This is a genomic window from Candidatus Poriferisocius sp. (assembly GCF_965219815.1).
Taxonomy (GTDB): domain Bacteria; phylum Actinomycetota; class Acidimicrobiia; order Acidimicrobiales; family Bin134; genus Poriferisocius.
The window spans coordinates 849,173-863,027 of record NZ_OZ244791.1 but is presented as its reverse complement, the minus strand read 5'-3'; the positions used below and the strand labels follow the sequence as shown (position 1 = coordinate 863,027).

Below are 13,855 nucleotides of genomic sequence, written 5' to 3'. Positions count from 1 at the left end.
AACGAACCTAGTTACGGGGAAGCCACCGACCGCAGAAGTCCCGCGGCCACGGCTGGTCGCCCCTGCGGGCGTAGAGCAGACGGGCTCGGGCATCCTGCTCCTCGGGGGGCGCGTGGGCCGGATTCCCTTCACCGCCCACCGTTCTCCACGTCCGGGGCTCAAACTGATAGGCCCCGTAGAACAGGCCGTTGGCGCTCTCGGCCCGGTAGTTGTCGGTGGACTCGCAGAAGCGGAGGTTGTACCAGTGCTGCTCGGTGGGCTCGATGAACCCGTTTTCGACCCGCTCGCGCTCGGCCATGTCGTTGATCTCCGCGATGTACACCACCCATTCGGCCTCTTGTATCGACCGCGTCGTCCCGGCGATGCGGCTGTTGAGATACGGGACGGCGCCGTCGAGGCGCCGGGCGCGAGCCTCGGTTCGCTCCCGTTCTCCCGGCACGTTCTCTTTGGCGTCGATGGCCTCGTCCACCATTTCGGACACTTCCGACAGCAGGGCGATCCGCCACAGTGCGTCGGTGGCCTCGGAAACGCCCAGAACGAACACCAAGTCCTCTACGTCGCCCCCCGCCATGTACTCCTGTACCACCAGCTTCTCCGCCTCTTCGGTGAGCAGTTCCCGGCCGGTGTCCACGTCGTCGAGTTTCTCCAGTCGGCCCAGTTCGAGATGCAGTTCGTCAATCGTACGGTTTAGGGCGGCCTGCAAGGTGTCGCGTGCGCTGATGGCTGCTTCCAGGTCTTGCTGGGCTCGCTCCAGATCGCGCCATGGCGGCATGGCCGCCTGAACCGTCACCGGCTGGGGCCGTTCGCCGCCGCTGTCGCTTTGGCCGAATGCCACGCCGCCAGTGGCCGCCATGGTGGCAGCCAGTGCAACAAGAAGCACCGCTAAACGACTGCGTTCTCTAGCCCGCAAACCCTCTCCCAAGTTCGGCTACCCTCGAAACGGGTTTACCGCACTGCCCTGCGGGGCGGCAAAACCCCTTTCGGCTGCCTTCAATCTACCGACTATGCCCACGATCCATTCAAACGACCCTGGCCCCTCAAACGACGCCGGCCCCTCAAACGACCCTGGCCCATCAAACGACCCTGGCCCCTCAAACGACGCCGGCCCCTCAAACGACCCTGGCCCACCCGGTGGGGCCCGAGAGATCGACGCGGTCTTGGTGGTGTCGTTCGGCGGGCCGGAGGGACCCGACGACGTGATGCCGTTTCTGCGCAACGTGACCCGGGGGCGGGGCATCAGCGACAAGCGCTTGGCCGCAGTGGCCGAGCACTACCACCTGTTCGGGGGGGTCAGCCCCATCAACCAGCACAACCGCGACCTGATCGCCGCCCTGTCAGATGAGCTGGCCCGGCGGGGGGCGGCGCTTCCCGTGTATTGGGGCAACCGGAACTGGTCGCCCATGCTGGCCGACACCGTGGCCCAGATGCGCGACGACGGGATCAGCCGCGCGATGGGATTCGTCACCTCGGCCTTCGGCTCCTACTCGGGGTGCCGCCAGTACAGCGAGGACATCGAGCGAGCTCGAGCCGCGGTCGGCCCCGACGCACCGGTGATTCACAAGCTGCCCCCGTTCTGGGACCAGGAGGGTTTTCTGTCGGCCAAGGCAGACCGCCTCGCCGCGGCCCGCCAAGACGAGCCGACCGCACCGGTGGTGTTCACCGCCCACAGCATTCCCGAGTCCATGGCCGCCACCGCCCCCTACGTCGCCCAGCTCAACGAGGCCTGCCGCCGAGTGGCAACCCGCACCGGAGCCAGCGAGTGGTGCCTGGCCTACCAGAGCCGCAGCGGCCCGCCCCAGGTGCCGTGGCTGGAGCCCGACATTGGCGACGAGCTCGAACGGCTGGCCTCCGAAGGGGCCGACGCGGTGATCGTGGCGCCGATCGGCTTTGTGGCCGATCACATGGAGGTGATCTACGACCTCGACATTGAGGCTCGTCAGCGGGCCGAAGCGGTGGGACTGCGCTTTACCAGGGTTCCCACCGTCGGCACCCACCCCGCGTTTGTGGAGATGATCGCCGATCTGGTGCTCGCTCCCCCGCCAGCGCCCTGCCCCGCCGACTGCTGCCTGCGGTAGCTGAGGGCTTTGCCGTACTACTCCCGAGAGCCGATCTCGGTGTTGATCCAGGCGATCAGCTGCGCCTGGTTGCGGGTCTGGGTCAAGATGTCGCCGGGACCGGTGAAGTGGAACACGAAGCCCTCGCCCGACTTCATCGACTGGATCGAGCGGCCCTCCACGGCCCGGCGCAGCTCATAGCTCACGGTGTCGGGGAAGGCCAGCATGTGGCTGGTGTCCACTACCACCGTCTCTCCCGGGGCCAGCGAGATCACGTCAATGGCCCCGTAGGAGGCCACCACCACGTTGCCGGTGCCCTCGGCGTGGGCCATGAATCCGCCCTCTCCGCCGACCAGCGACTTGAAGCCGCCCCACTTGGTGTCCATCACCACCGAAGCGTCGGAGGCCAGCCAGTTGCCCCGCTCGATGATCCAGGCCTGCGAGCCGTCCAGCTCTATCACCCGTAGATCGCCGGGCAGCTTGGCGGCCACATCCACCCAGCCGCCCTCTGCCGGAGCGGTATAGGTGGACACGAACAGCGACTCGCCGCCCAGCACGCTGCGCTTGAGCCCCTTGAGCACGCCGCCTTCCATCTTCGCTTCGAGCGACATCCCCGAGGAATGGGCCGACATGGCGCCGGCCTCGACTTTGACCTGCTCCCCCCCGCCGAGGGTGCACCGGGCGACGGCAAAGCTGGGGGCATGACGAATATCTACCTGCATGACGGGCAGCCTACCCAGCGCCGCCCTCGGATTGGTGGCGGCCCAAGCCAGTGAAATGGGGGGCTACCCGATGCCCTTGTCCTGGCCCTCCCAGTACGGCGCCCGCAGCTCCCGCTTGAGCACCTTCATGGCCCCCGACAGGGGCAGCGGCTCCGCCCGGAACTCCACCGACTTGGGCACCTTGTAGCCGGCGATGGTCTGGCGGGCGTGCTCGCACACCTCTTCCTCGGTCAGCTCGTGGCCTGGAGTAGGCACCACCACGGCGTGTACGGCCTCTCCCCAGGTGGGGTCGGGAATGCCGATCACCGCCACCTGGGCCACCCCGGGATGGGTGGAGATGGCGCTCTCCACCTCCGAGGAGTACACGTTCTCGCCGCCCGACACGATCATGTCCTTCACCCGGTCCACCAAGAACAGGTAGCCCTCCTCGTCGAGGTATCCGGCGTCGCCGGTGTGGTACCAGCCGTCCCGGAACGCCTCGGCGGTGGCCTCGGGCTTGTTCCAGTACTCCTGCATGTAATTGCCGCCCCGGGCGCACACCTCGCCGATCTCGCCGGTGGGCAGCACGTTGCCGTCTTCGTCTTGGATGCAGAGGTTCACGCCGAGCACCGAGCGCCCCACCGACCGCAGCCGGGGGCTGCCGGCCACATGGTCTTCAGCCGAGAGAAGCGTGAGCACCGACGAGCATTCGGTCATGCCGTAGCCCTGGAGCAGGTTCACATCGGGCAGGTGCTCCAGCAGATGGCTCGAGATGGCCTCGGGCATCGGCGAGGCGCCGTACACCAGCTCCCGCAGCGACGCCAGCCGCTCGGGCCGGTACTCGGGGTGCTGGATGCACAGGCCGATCATGGTGGGCACCATCACCGTCTGGGTGATGCCCTCGGCCTCGATGAGGTTCATCACCCCGGCGGGATCGAAGGCGGGGATGGTCACCATCTTGGAGCCTGCGGCCGGAATCACCAGCAAGCTGGCCATGGACGCGGCGTGGAATAGCGGCGTCTGGCTCAAGAACACGTCGTCGTCTCTCGTCCCCCCCAGCCCGATGGCCACGTGGTACACGTTGAGCATCTCGGCCCGCTGCTGGAGCAGTACCCCCTTGGGCAGGCCGGTGGTGCCGCCGGTGTACATGAGTACCACCGGGTCTTCTTCCTCGGGCTCGGGGGGCGTGGCGGTGTCGCCGGCGGCCACCAGATCCTCATAGGCCACGTCGTGGGGCGCGTCGCCGGGGCCGATCAGCACCACCGTGCGGATGGGGCTGTCGCCCGCGGCCTCCATGGCCTTCACGAATGCCCCGGCGAAGAAGGCGTCGACAAAGGCCACCTCGGTGCCCGAGTCCCGCACGATGTAGTCGAGCTCCGGTCCGGCCAACCGCAGGTTCAAGGGATTGATCACCCCGCCGCCCAGATAGCAGGCGTGGTACAGCTCCAGGTAGGAGGCGCTGTTGAGGGCCATGATGGCCACCCGGTCGCCCTTGCCCACGCCCAGCTCGCTTCCCATGGCGTTGGCCAGCCGGGTGACCCGCTCGCCGTGGGTGGCGAAGCTGGCCCGGTAGACGCCGTCGACGATCGCCTCTTTGTTGGCGTACCTCTCCACTGCCGGGTAGAACAGCCGGTGATAGATCAGCTCTTTCATGAGGGCAACCGTAGCGCGGCGCCGGATGGGCCGGAGCGGGTCGAAGGAGGCGAGATGGACATCGAAACCACAGTGCGATGGCTGAAGGATCGGGAGCTGATCAAAGAGGTTCCCCAGCGGTATGCCCGGGGAATCGACCGCATCGACTTCGATCTGGTTCGATCGAGTTTCCACCCCGACTGCCAGATCAGCGGGACGGTGATCTCCGGACCCCTCGACCCCTACCTGGACTGGACCGAGGAGGAGCTGCACAAGTTCGAGGCCACGCAGCACTTCATGGGCAACCAGTACATCGACCTGGAAGAGGGCGCCGACGAGGGCCACATCGAGACTTGGGCCGTGGCCTACCACATGCGCCCAGAGGACTCAGACGTGGGCGACCTCATCTTGGGCCTGCACTACTGCGACGACGTGGCCCGCTTCGACGACCGCTGGCTCATCACCGCCCGCACCGCCCGCCCCCAATGGGCCCGCGGCGCCTTCCCCGCCCCACCCGAAGAGCTAAAAAGCGACTGGCACGACGTAGATATCCGCCACGTGTGACCGATTCGCGGGTCAGAGTCCGAGCAGGTCGGCGATGAGCTCTCGGATCTGCTTTAGGGCGACGGATCCGACGTTCGTGTCCGTTGTCTCAACGACACGGTCGACGCTGATGGTGGTCGGTAGGTGTGCTTGGGCCACGCCGAATCCGGTGACATCGACCTCGCTCAACCATCCTCTCCTCTTGGTCGTGCAGGGCACAACTGCGATCGCGTGCTGACGAAACTCGAGCACGTCATTGGAGGTGACCACGATCGCCGGCCGAACGAATCCCGGCTCGCCCCGCGCCGGCGTCCCGAAATCGCAGCGGACGACGTCACCGGCTCGCATCAGCGACATCTCCCGCGGACGCATCAAGCACGGCATTGTCTTCAACATCGAGCGGGGCGCTTGCCAGCTGAGCCCCGATAATGCGACGGCGCTCCCGCCGGATCATCTTCTCAAGCTGCGCATCAAATGTGAGCCCCTCGCGATCCGCAAGCTGGCGAAGCGCATCCCGGTTCCGGACCGAAACCTTAATGGTAGTCGAATCAGGCATACTGTCGAGTATACCCATGGGAATCCGCACCGCGGCCGCCACCACCTCTTCCGGCTATTTGGAGTGGAGGATGGGGAGGATTAGGGGATGGTCGGGTTGAGCGCGGGCGATCCAGACGCCGGCGGTGACAAGGGGACTGTTCAGGCTCTCGGCGAGGGCCAGGTAGAGGGCGTCGTAGAAGCTGAGGCTGTGGCGAAGCTGCCAGGCGCCGACTGCCCAGCGGGCCCGGGCGGCGTGGTCCGCTGGCAGCGCCAGCCCGTTGCGGGCCGGCTCGATCCGGCCGATGCCGACTCTTTTGAACTCTGCGAGCTTGCGGCGCCCCAGCGGTCCCAATCGGCCGCCAGCGCCTTAGCGTTGACCTCAACGGCGTCTTGGGCCGGTGCCGGCCACGAGCTTGTCAGTATTTCTGGGTGAACGGCGCGACCCTGACCCTCTTCGTGCCAATCGTGACCGTGAACGTGTACGGCTCCACAACCTCGTATGACTCAGTGAACGGGGGCTATCCGCTTGCCGGTTTTGTAGCCGGTTACGACCCGCTCGGTGCCGGTCTGCACCTGAACCTCCGCAGCAGCAGGCTCATGGGCACCGGCCACCGCGGGCACAAGCGCAACCGCAACACAAAAAACAGCGAACAGAAAAGCAAAACGGCGTGCCATCGGGCGGCTCCCATCGGGCTAGGTCGGGTGTTTCCTAACCTCAGAAAACCGCGGCCAGACCCGATGGGAACCAAGCAAAAACCCGACCGACCAACTTGTCTAGCCCCAGAGAAAACTCACGGCTGTCTGAGGTTGGCAGGGAGTCCTAACTAGCACTCAGCCTGGGCGCAACAGCAGCACCCAGCTAGCGGGGAAAGTGCGGGCTATGACCCCCGCGGCGGTTCAGCAGCCAAGCAGTCAGGGAGCAAGCCCCGTAAGCCACAGCCAAGCAGCACATCAACCCCAAAAGAAAGGCACACGCGTATGGCCAAAACACCCCGGCAGACTCAAACCAATCGAGCGACCACCTCAACGAATAACTGAACGTCAAGGTACTGACGATGACGAATTCGTACATTCGCCAACGGGCAGCGAAATACCTGGCGCATTTATCGACAAAGCGCGATGCCGTATTGTCGGGGGGGTGTGGTGGGGGGTTGTGGTAGGTCACGCCCCCCACCATACACCCGAGGGCGACCACAGCGACCGAGAGAACTCCTGCCGGGGCGGGCCGGGGGTCACTGGCTGCGCCGGAAGGTCGAGCTTTTGTAGACACCAGGGGGGAACCTAACCCGACGGCCAGCTCAGAAACAACAGCGGCGGGCTATCAGCACCGCCTGAGGTGGGCCGCGCTCAGGTCTGGGAACGCTCCCTGTCGGGCTTGAATCTGGTGCAGTAGACGCCAACCAGCCGCCCAATCAGGAGAACAGCCCCATGAGCCGCAGCCCAGCAACACATCAACCCCAAAAGAAAGGCACACGCGTATGGCCAAAACACCCCGGCAGACTCAAACCAATCGAGCGACCACCTCGACAAATACTGAACCTCCCCGGGTTTTATGCAGGCTGTTTTGTTTGTGTGTCGGCCTGGCGGCCTGGGTTTTGTTGACGATAGTGGTTGGCCTCGTGCTCGGCCGGCGGGATGCGGCCGATGCTGTGGTGCAGGCGGCGGCAGTTGAACCAGTCGACCCATTCCAGGGTGGCGAGCTCGAGGTCGTCGAGGCCGCGCCAGGGGCCTTTGTTGCGGACTAGCTCGGTCTTGTAGAGGCCGATGATCGTTTCGGCCAGGGCGTTGTCGTATGAGTCGCCGCGCGATCCGACGGAGGCGACGATGTCGTTTTCGGCGAGCCGCTCGGTGTAGCGGATGGAAAGGTATTGGGTGCCGCGGTCGGAGTGGTGGACCAGGCCGCCGAGATCGGCGCCGACGCGGTTGCGCTCCCAGATGGCTTGCTCGAGGGCGTGCAGCGCCAAATCTGAGCGCAAAGAGCGCGATGCGTGCCAGCCGACGATGCGCCGGCTGTAGGCGTCGGTGACGAACGACGCGTAGACGAACCCCGACCAGGTCCGCACATAGGTCAAGTCCGCGACCCACAGCCGGTTCGGGGCGGTGGCGCTGAACCGGCGCTCGACGAGGTCCCGGGGCCGCGCCGCGGTGTCGTCGGCGACTGTCGTGCGCCGCGGGCGGCCCCGTACCGCGCCGGCAAGTTCCAGGTCGCGCATGAGCCGCTCGACAGTGCAGCGCGCCACCCGATGGCCCTCGCGGTTGAGCTGCGCCCACACCTTCGGCGCCCCGTAGACCCCGAAGTTCTCGGCGTGGATCCGGGCGATCTCGACCTTGAGCTCATCGTCGCGCCTGGCCCTGGCCGACGGCGCCCGCCGCTTCGCCGACCAATACGTCGACGGGGCGAACTGCAAAGCCCTGCAGATCGGCTCGACCCCGAAACGCTCCCGATGGGCGTCGACGAAGTTCACCATCACCTGCGCGGGCGGTCGAGCTCCGCCGCGAAAAAAGCCGACGCCGATTTCAAGATCTCGTTCGCCCGGCGCAACTCCCAGTTCTCCCGCTCCAGCTCCTTGAGCCGCTCGCGCTCATCGGTCGAAAGACCCGGCCGCCGGCCCTCGTCGACCTCCCAGCGGCGCACCCAGCGGCGCACCGTCTCCGCCGTGGGCCCCAGCTTCTCGGCGACCGACAAAATCGCCTCCCACTGCGAACCGCCCCGACGCTCGGCCTCAAAGACCATACGCACCGCACGCTCGCGGAACTCCACCGGGTACCTCCCCGGCCCCCTTCGCACTGTCATGGCTCCATCCTCCCAAGGAACAGAGCCTGCGCAATACCCGGGGAGGTTCACAGCGACCGAGAGAGCGCCCAGGGGAAGCTGGAGGCCCCGAGGGCCAGCCCAGGCCCCCGCGCCCGCCAGCAGCCGCCGCAGCCGAGCCGGAGGCCCTCAGCGAGAGCGGGCCGGGGCCGGGCCGGCCGCCAGCTCCGGCTCCGGCTCCGGGGGGGCTGCCGGCGGGGCTGTTTGGGGGGTGGGTGTAACACCGGGGCTAATACCGGAGGGGGGTGCGGGAGGCTGGGGTTTGGGGCCTGTTGTGGGTCTGGCAGGCGCGGGGGCTGGGAGCGCCCAGGGCGGGCTGCGGCTCCGGGGGATCGAGGGCCGCCCTCAGGCCCCTCAGGGCCACCACAGCGCCCCAGCGGGCCTCAGGGCCACCACAGCGCCCAGAGAGCCCCCCAGCGGTCTCGGGTTTTGCGGGGGCGCGGTTTTATCGGCAGCGCACCGCTTCGTTGTCGCCTACTTTTTTGTTTCCGGCGAGCTTGGCTTGCATTCCGACTTGGTACCAACCGGCGTTTGGCACGTCGAACGTCGTCGAGGTGCCCGCGACCGCGGTTTGGCGGCCGCGGTGGCCGCGGTTTTTTGCCTCGTTCGCCCAGATGTCGGGTTTGAGGGTTTCGGGGGTTTTGCTCCAAGTAACCGAGATGACCCAGCCCGAGCCCGACGACTCGCACGAAACAGAGTCGAACGCCAAAGAGGGCTTGGGCTTGGGGGCTGTTGAGGTGGTCTGGCCGGTGACCCAATCGGAGAGGCCGTGAGCGTTGAACGCGGCCACCCGCACGTCGTAGGCCGAGCCGTTGGAAAGCCCGGTGATCGTGTGCGATGTGGCTAGGTCCGAGCCGTGGTCCAAATCCTCGGACCCCACAGCGGCATCACCCCACGCCTGAGTCACAAGCTTCCACTGCACCCGATAGCCGAACCCCGCGGCGGGCGCGGTGGCCGACGCCGTCCACGAGACCGCGATCTGCTTATCGCCCGCGCTCAGCGACAACCCCGACGCCGGATCGGGAGCCGACGCCGCAGCCGCGGGGGTGGCCTGGCCGGTGACCCAGTCTGAGACGCCATCAGCGTTGAACGCGGCCACCCGCACGTCGTAGGCCGAGCCGTTCACAAGCCCGGTGACCGTGTGCGATGTGGCCAAATCCGAGCCGTGCTCCAAATCCTCGGTTTGGGCCGCGGCTGCGGCCTGGTCCCACGTCTGGGCCGTGAGCTTCCACTGCACCCGATACCCGAAACCATCGGCGGGCGTCGTGGCCGAAGCAGTCCACGAGACCGCTATCTCCCCGTCGCCCGCGGCCAGCGACAACCCCGACGCCGCAGCCGGAGCGGGCTTGGCCGGGGTGGCCTGGGCGGTTGTCCAACCGGAGAGGCCGTTGGCGTTGTAGGCGGCCACCCGCACGTCGTAGGCCGAGCCGTTCGCCAAGCCGATGATCCACCACTTGGCCAGGTTCGAGCCGAAATGCAGATCCTTGTACTGGCTGGTCACCTGGTCCCACGTCTGAGACGTGAGCTTCCACTGCACCCGATACCCGAAACCATCGGCGGGCACCGTGGCCGAAGCAGTCCACGAAACCGCTATCTCCCCGTCACCGGCAACCAGCACCAAACCCACAGGATGCACAGCACCTGTCGAAGACTGGGCCGAGGATTGGTCCGAAGACTGGGCCGAGGATTGGTCCGAAGACTGGCCTCTTTGCCAGTCTTCAAAATCACAAGCGCCTTCAATAGCAACGCTGACTCCTGTGCCTATAAACCCGGCTTTTCCTAGAGAGGCTCCCAATTCTGCTGCTACTCCGGTTGCGGTTACGCCTAGCCCAGTTCCTACATATGGTCGGCATAAAGTCACGTAAAGGAAGTTGTCTACATAGGTCCAAGTCGCCACGACTTTGTTTTTAGAGACGTTCCATGTGGTCGCTATTGGATCAGTCACCGCGCTGATTATTTCGCCCAAGTTTATTTTTATCTGTGTCGCTTCCGGCAGCACCGGTTTGTAGCAATTGCTGCTCACCTGCTCCCAATCGGCCAATTCTCCGTTTATGGTGATGCCGGGGTCTTGTCTGACCTGCTCTTGTGTGACGTGCCTAGGCCCGTTGGAGGTTTGAACTATCCAAATCGGGTTCTGCGTCGTCGTGTACTGCCCGGTGGGGCATGTGACCGGCGTAGTCGTGGGCCTTGTTGTGGTGTGTACGCACTTGCGGCCCTGTAGCCGGTGGGCGGGGTAGGCGTTGCAGTTGTACTGGGTCTCATAGGTCGGATTGTTGGCGTAGATCGGCACCCGCTCGTAGTTGTACACGTCCACCCACGCGAACTCTCTATAGGAGTACGTCTTGGTCTTGTAGGTGGTCCATTCGAAGCAGCCCACCGCGCCGAACGGCCCCGGATTCTGGGCGGTCCAGCACATGCGGTGGTGGGTGGGAACCTTCACCGTCTTGGTGATCGTGTTCCCCGTCGGCTGGTACTCGCGGAACGGGGCTATCCGATCCCCGTTCTTGTAGCCCGTTATGACCCGCTCGGTGCCGGTCTGCACCTGAACCTCCGCAGCAGCAGGCTCATGGGCGCTGGCCACCGCTGGCACAAGAGCAACCACAACACAAAAGACAGCGAACAGAACAACAAAACAGCGGAATTTCGGGCGGCCCCCACCGGGCGGCCGGGTACTCCCGGCCCCCCGACCCCGCGGCCACACCCGAAGGGAACCAAGAAAGGGTTTGGCCCTCGTGAGGGCGGTCAGCGCCCAGCAAAAAGAAACGGCCACGACAACGAAAAATCGCTTCATGGCCTTTATACATAGTAGGAGGCCCCCCCCCCGCCGTCAAATCAAACAGCCACATCCCAACACGGACTGCCCCAGCAGAGAGACCTTGTTCAGGCGACGAAGATGGGAATCATCACACCCCAGTTTGTGAGGATAAAGCTGGCGAACAACACGACGTTGAGCGCGCCCTATAACGTCTAGTAATTGATGAATACACAAGTATCAAGACGAGAGTTGGTGAACTCCACCGGTGGTCGCGACGGATCGGCCATGATGGCCGGTGTGTTGGCGACAACCAACCGGTGGAGGTTTCCAGTATGGCACGGCGGCTTTGTTTCGAGGAGCGTGTCCGGATCGAGGAGATGGCGCGGGCGGAGTGCAGCGCCGCGGAGACGGCGAGGCGGCTGGGCCGCCATCCCACCACGGTTCAACGCGAGCTGGGGCGCGGCGGGCCCGGGGCCTATTGTGCCGAGGCGGCGCAGGCGGGGGCCGACGCTCGGGGGCGCAGGCCCAAGGTGGCGAAGCTGGCCGACGCCGATCTGGTCGGCGCGATACGCGCCGTTCACGCGGACTCCGGCGGCACCCACAGGTCGCCCAGGGTGACCGCGCAGCTGCGCCGGCAGGGCCGCAGGGTTAACCGCAAGCGCGTCGAGCAGCTCATGCGCCAAAACGGGATCTACGGCATCCACAAGCGACGCAAGCCCCGCTTCAAGGGCTCAGGCTCCTCCGGAACGGCGCCTGAGGACCTGGTGCGCTGGCGGTTCCGCCCAGGGCCGCCCGACCGGGTGTGGGCCGGGGACATCACCTATATCCCCACCGGACAGAGCTGGCCGCGCCTCGCCGTCGTGCTTGACGTCGGCCCCAGGCGGCTCGTCGGCTGCTCCATGGCCGACCACGCCTAGGACCACGATGCCCACCACAGCCGAGCCGACCGCGCCCAGGGGAGCCGCCAGCATCGAGGGGGCAGGCGACCACCACGGCGGGAGCTGAGAGCGCCCATCCTGGCTCGACGAGCAGTCACAGGACGTGAGCGGGCAGACTACGGCTATGGGTAACCGACCAGTGGCGTTTGTGACCGGGGCTAGCCGGGGGATTGGGAAGTCTTGCTCGGTGCATCTGGCCCGGGCGGGCTTTGATGTGGCGGTGTCGGCTCGCACGGTGACCGACGGCGAGCAGCGGGAGCACTCGTCCACGGTGAAGCGGTCGGACACCTCGCCACTGCCCGGCAGCCTGTCGGCCACTGCCGCTCTGGTGGCAGAGGCCGGGGGCGATGCGCTGATCGTGGCAGCCGACTTGTTGGACTTCGACTCCTTGGAGGCCGCGGCGGCCACGGTACTGGAGCAGTGGGGGCGGGTGGACGTGGTGGTGAACAACGGGCGCTATATCGGGCCCGGCCACATGGACCGCCTGCTCGACACCCCGATCGAGCTGCTCGATCACCACCTGAAGGCCAACTGCCTGGCCCCGCTGGTGCTCATCAAGGCGCTTTTGCCCCAGATGATCGAGCGGGGTAGCGGCACCCTGGTGAACATCACCTCGGCCTCGGGCTACGCCGATCCCACCGAGGCGGCGGGCGACGGGGGCTGGGGCATGGGCTACGGCATCAGCAAGGGCGCCTTTCACCGGGTGGCCGGGTTCTTGGCCGCGGAGCACGGCGCCCAGGGCATCAACACCTTCAACGTGCAGCCGGGCTACATCTCCACCGAGCGCATCGCCCAAGACATGGCCCAGTTCGGCTTCGAGGACACCGGCCAGCCTGCCGATGTGATCGGCGCAGTGGTGGCCTGGCTGGCCACCGACCCCGAGGCCGCGGAGCTGAACGGCGCCAACGTGGAAGCCCAGTTCTTCTGCCACGAGCGGGGCCTGTTGCCCGGTTGGGCCGGACCCGAGCCCAACACCGCCGCCATCCGCTACGACCTGAGCGGCGCCATCCTCGCCGAGAAGGAAGCGCAGCTTCTGGCCCAGAGCGCCCAAGAGTGACCGACACCGGAGCGGCCGGCGCCGAAGCGGCCGGCCGGCTTGAGTTGTGCGCGGTCATGCCGGTGTACAACGAGGAGGAGATCGTCGGCTCGGTGGCCGAGAGCTGGCTTGAGGTTCTCGACGGGCTGGGGATCCACTACGAGCTCGTCGCCATCGTGGACGGGGCCACCGACGCCAGCGAGCAGGTTCTGCGGGCGGTGGCCGAGCGCCATCCTCGCTTGGTGGTGGATGCCAAGCCCAACAGCGGCCACGGGCCCACCATTCTGCGGGGCTACCGGCGGGGAGCGGTGACCGCCGAATGGGTGTTCCAGACCGACTCCGACGACGAGATGCCGGCGGCTTCGTTTGGCGAGCTATGGGAGCTCCGCCATGACGTGGACGCGGTGATCGGCATTCGCTCCAACCGGAACCAGTCGGCAGGCCGGCGGGCCATCACCCAGGCGGCCCGACTCACCGCCCGGGCGGCGTTCGGCTGCCGTCTGGCCGACGTGAACTGCCCCTACCGGCTGATGCGCTCTTCTGCCCTGGCCCCGCTGCTGGCCCCCATTCCCGACGACACCTTCGCCCCCAACGTGGTGCTGTCGGGCATGCTGGCCCGATCCGGGGCCCGCCTGGCCGAGGTGCCGGTGCCCCACCACGACCGCACCACCGGCGTGGTGTCGATCCTTGGCTGGAAGGCGCTGCGGGCCGCTCTCCGCTCCTTCGGCCAAACGGTGCGGCTCAGCCGCGCTCGGATCCCGAAAATCTGACTGTAAGCTGCCGATTTCCGCTCAACTGTCACCCAGGACGGGTACCGTCTAATTGGGCCTCGCCCACTCCAACTTCC

The 13,855-nt window shown here is 66.4% G+C and carries 14 protein-coding genes and 1 other annotated feature; of the genes, 5 read left to right on the top strand and 9 right to left on the bottom strand.

Annotated features, from left to right (window positions below):
- Nucleotides 1-7: 7 nt before the first annotated feature.
- Nucleotides 8-880: a transglycosylase family protein gene (locus tag ACOQPI_RS04180; RefSeq protein WP_420618446.1), complete on the bottom strand. Its 873-nt coding sequence runs from the start codon at nucleotides 878-880 to the stop codon at nucleotides 8-10.
- A gap of 124 nt (nucleotides 881-1,004) precedes the next feature.
- Between ACOQPI_RS04180 and ACOQPI_RS04175 the strand changes: the two genes are divergently transcribed.
- Nucleotides 1,005-2,075 (top strand): ferrochelatase, encoded by a 1,071-nt coding sequence (locus ACOQPI_RS04175; RefSeq protein ID WP_420618445.1) that lies wholly within the window; start codon nucleotides 1,005-1,007, stop codon nucleotides 2,073-2,075.
- Between the two features lie 17 nt (nucleotides 2,076-2,092).
- Here the strand turns inward: ACOQPI_RS04175 and ACOQPI_RS04170 are convergent, their stop codons facing one another.
- Together ACOQPI_RS04170 and ACOQPI_RS04165 are read right to left on the bottom strand one after the other, a co-directional pair.
- Nucleotides 2,093-2,776, bottom strand: a complete 684-nt coding sequence (locus ACOQPI_RS04170) for a TIGR00266 family protein (RefSeq protein WP_420618444.1) — start codon at nucleotides 2,774-2,776, stop codon at nucleotides 2,093-2,095.
- A 63-nt stretch (nucleotides 2,777-2,839) separates the two neighbouring features.
- Nucleotides 2,840-4,408 (bottom strand): long-chain-fatty-acid--CoA ligase, encoded by a 1,569-nt coding sequence (locus ACOQPI_RS04165; protein WP_420618443.1) that lies wholly within the window; start codon nucleotides 4,406-4,408, stop codon nucleotides 2,840-2,842.
- Between the two features lie 54 nt (nucleotides 4,409-4,462).
- Between ACOQPI_RS04165 and ACOQPI_RS04160 the strand changes: the two genes are divergently transcribed.
- On the top strand, nucleotides 4,463-4,951 hold the full coding sequence (locus ACOQPI_RS04160; protein WP_420618442.1) for a nuclear transport factor 2 family protein: 489 nt from the start codon (nucleotides 4,463-4,465) through the stop codon (nucleotides 4,949-4,951).
- A 12-nt stretch (nucleotides 4,952-4,963) separates the two neighbouring features.
- Here the strand turns inward: ACOQPI_RS04160 and ACOQPI_RS04155 are convergent, their stop codons facing one another.
- The 6 genes from ACOQPI_RS04155 to ACOQPI_RS04130 all read right to left on the bottom strand — a co-directional run bounded on the left by ACOQPI_RS04155 (nucleotide 4,964) and on the right by ACOQPI_RS04130 (nucleotide 10,860).
- Nucleotides 4,964-5,278 (bottom strand): type II toxin-antitoxin system PemK/MazF family toxin, encoded by a 315-nt coding sequence (locus tag ACOQPI_RS04155; protein ID WP_420620981.1) that lies wholly within the window; start codon nucleotides 5,276-5,278, stop codon nucleotides 4,964-4,966.
- A complete protein-coding gene (locus ACOQPI_RS04150; protein ID WP_419849793.1) occupies nucleotides 5,265-5,486 on the bottom strand; it encodes a hypothetical protein in 222 nt (73 codons plus the stop codon). The genes ACOQPI_RS04155 and ACOQPI_RS04150 overlap by 14 nt, the downstream gene beginning before the upstream one ends.
- A gap of 54 nt (nucleotides 5,487-5,540) precedes the next feature.
- Nucleotides 5,541-5,819 (bottom strand): hypothetical protein, encoded by a 279-nt coding sequence (locus ACOQPI_RS04145; protein WP_420618441.1) that lies wholly within the window; start codon nucleotides 5,817-5,819, stop codon nucleotides 5,541-5,543.
- 152 nt (nucleotides 5,820-5,971) lie between these two features.
- A complete protein-coding gene (locus ACOQPI_RS04140) occupies nucleotides 5,972-6,142 on the bottom strand; it encodes a hypothetical protein (protein ID WP_420618440.1) in 171 nt (56 codons plus the stop codon).
- 875 nt (nucleotides 6,143-7,017) lie between these two features.
- Nucleotides 7,018-8,261, bottom strand: a protein-coding gene (locus ACOQPI_RS04135) for an IS3 family transposase (RefSeq protein ID WP_420618439.1) whose coding sequence is annotated in 2 segments (ribosomal slippage) — nucleotides 7,018-7,967 and nucleotides 7,967-8,261 — 1,245 coding nt in all. Because the reading frame shifts where the segments join, the coding sequence is not laid out codon by codon here.
- Nucleotides 7,861-7,974 (bottom strand) — a sequence feature (AL1L pseudoknot). It overlaps the preceding gene by 114 nt.
- Nucleotides 8,262-8,724: 463 nt before the next feature.
- A complete protein-coding gene (locus ACOQPI_RS04130) occupies nucleotides 8,725-10,860 on the bottom strand; it encodes a fibronectin type III domain-containing protein (protein ID WP_420618438.1) in 2,136 nt (711 codons plus the stop codon).
- A 506-nt stretch (nucleotides 10,861-11,366) separates the two neighbouring features.
- On the opposite strand from ACOQPI_RS04130, the gene ACOQPI_RS04125 reads away from it, so the two are divergent.
- The 3 genes from ACOQPI_RS04125 to ACOQPI_RS04115 all read left to right on the top strand — a co-directional run bounded on the left by ACOQPI_RS04125 (nucleotide 11,367) and on the right by ACOQPI_RS04115 (nucleotide 13,778).
- The gene (locus ACOQPI_RS04125) at nucleotides 11,367-11,951 is read left to right on the top strand and encodes an IS3 family transposase (protein WP_420618437.1); all 585 of its coding nucleotides are present in this window, start codon (nucleotides 11,367-11,369) and stop codon (nucleotides 11,949-11,951) included.
- A gap of 145 nt (nucleotides 11,952-12,096) precedes the next feature.
- Nucleotides 12,097-13,029 (top strand): SDR family NAD(P)-dependent oxidoreductase, encoded by a 933-nt coding sequence (locus ACOQPI_RS04120; protein ID WP_420618436.1) that lies wholly within the window; start codon nucleotides 12,097-12,099, stop codon nucleotides 13,027-13,029.
- On the top strand, nucleotides 13,026-13,778 hold the full coding sequence (locus tag ACOQPI_RS04115) for a glycosyltransferase family 2 protein (protein ID WP_420618435.1): 753 nt from the start codon (nucleotides 13,026-13,028) through the stop codon (nucleotides 13,776-13,778). The genes ACOQPI_RS04120 and ACOQPI_RS04115 overlap by 4 nt, the downstream gene beginning before the upstream one ends.
- The last annotated feature ends 77 nt before the right edge of the window (nucleotides 13,779-13,855 follow it).

Coding starts and splice junctions, on each gene's coding strand:
- ACOQPI_RS04140 (WP_420618440.1), bottom strand. CDS start 6,142: ATGGCACGCCGTTTTGCTTTTCTGTTCGCTGTTTTTTGTGTTGCGGTT.
- ACOQPI_RS04155 (WP_420620981.1), bottom strand. CDS start 5,278: ATGCGAGCCGGTGACGTCGTCCGCTGCGATTTCGGGACGCCGGCGCGG.
- ACOQPI_RS04170 (WP_420618444.1), bottom strand. CDS start 2,776: ATGCAGGTAGATATTCGTCATGCCCCCAGCTTTGCCGTCGCCCGGTGC.
- ACOQPI_RS04160 (WP_420618442.1), top strand. CDS start 4,463: ATGGACATCGAAACCACAGTGCGATGGCTGAAGGATCGGGAGCTGATC.
- ACOQPI_RS04125 (WP_420618437.1), top strand. CDS start 11,367: ATGGCACGGCGGCTTTGTTTCGAGGAGCGTGTCCGGATCGAGGAGATG.
- ACOQPI_RS04175 (WP_420618445.1), top strand. CDS start 1,005: ATGCCCACGATCCATTCAAACGACCCTGGCCCCTCAAACGACGCCGGC.
- ACOQPI_RS04165 (WP_420618443.1), bottom strand. CDS start 4,408: ATGAAAGAGCTGATCTATCACCGGCTGTTCTACCCGGCAGTGGAGAGG.
- ACOQPI_RS04120 (WP_420618436.1), top strand. CDS start 12,097: ATGGGTAACCGACCAGTGGCGTTTGTGACCGGGGCTAGCCGGGGGATT.
- ACOQPI_RS04150 (WP_419849793.1), bottom strand. CDS start 5,486: ATGCCTGATTCGACTACCATTAAGGTTTCGGTCCGGAACCGGGATGCG.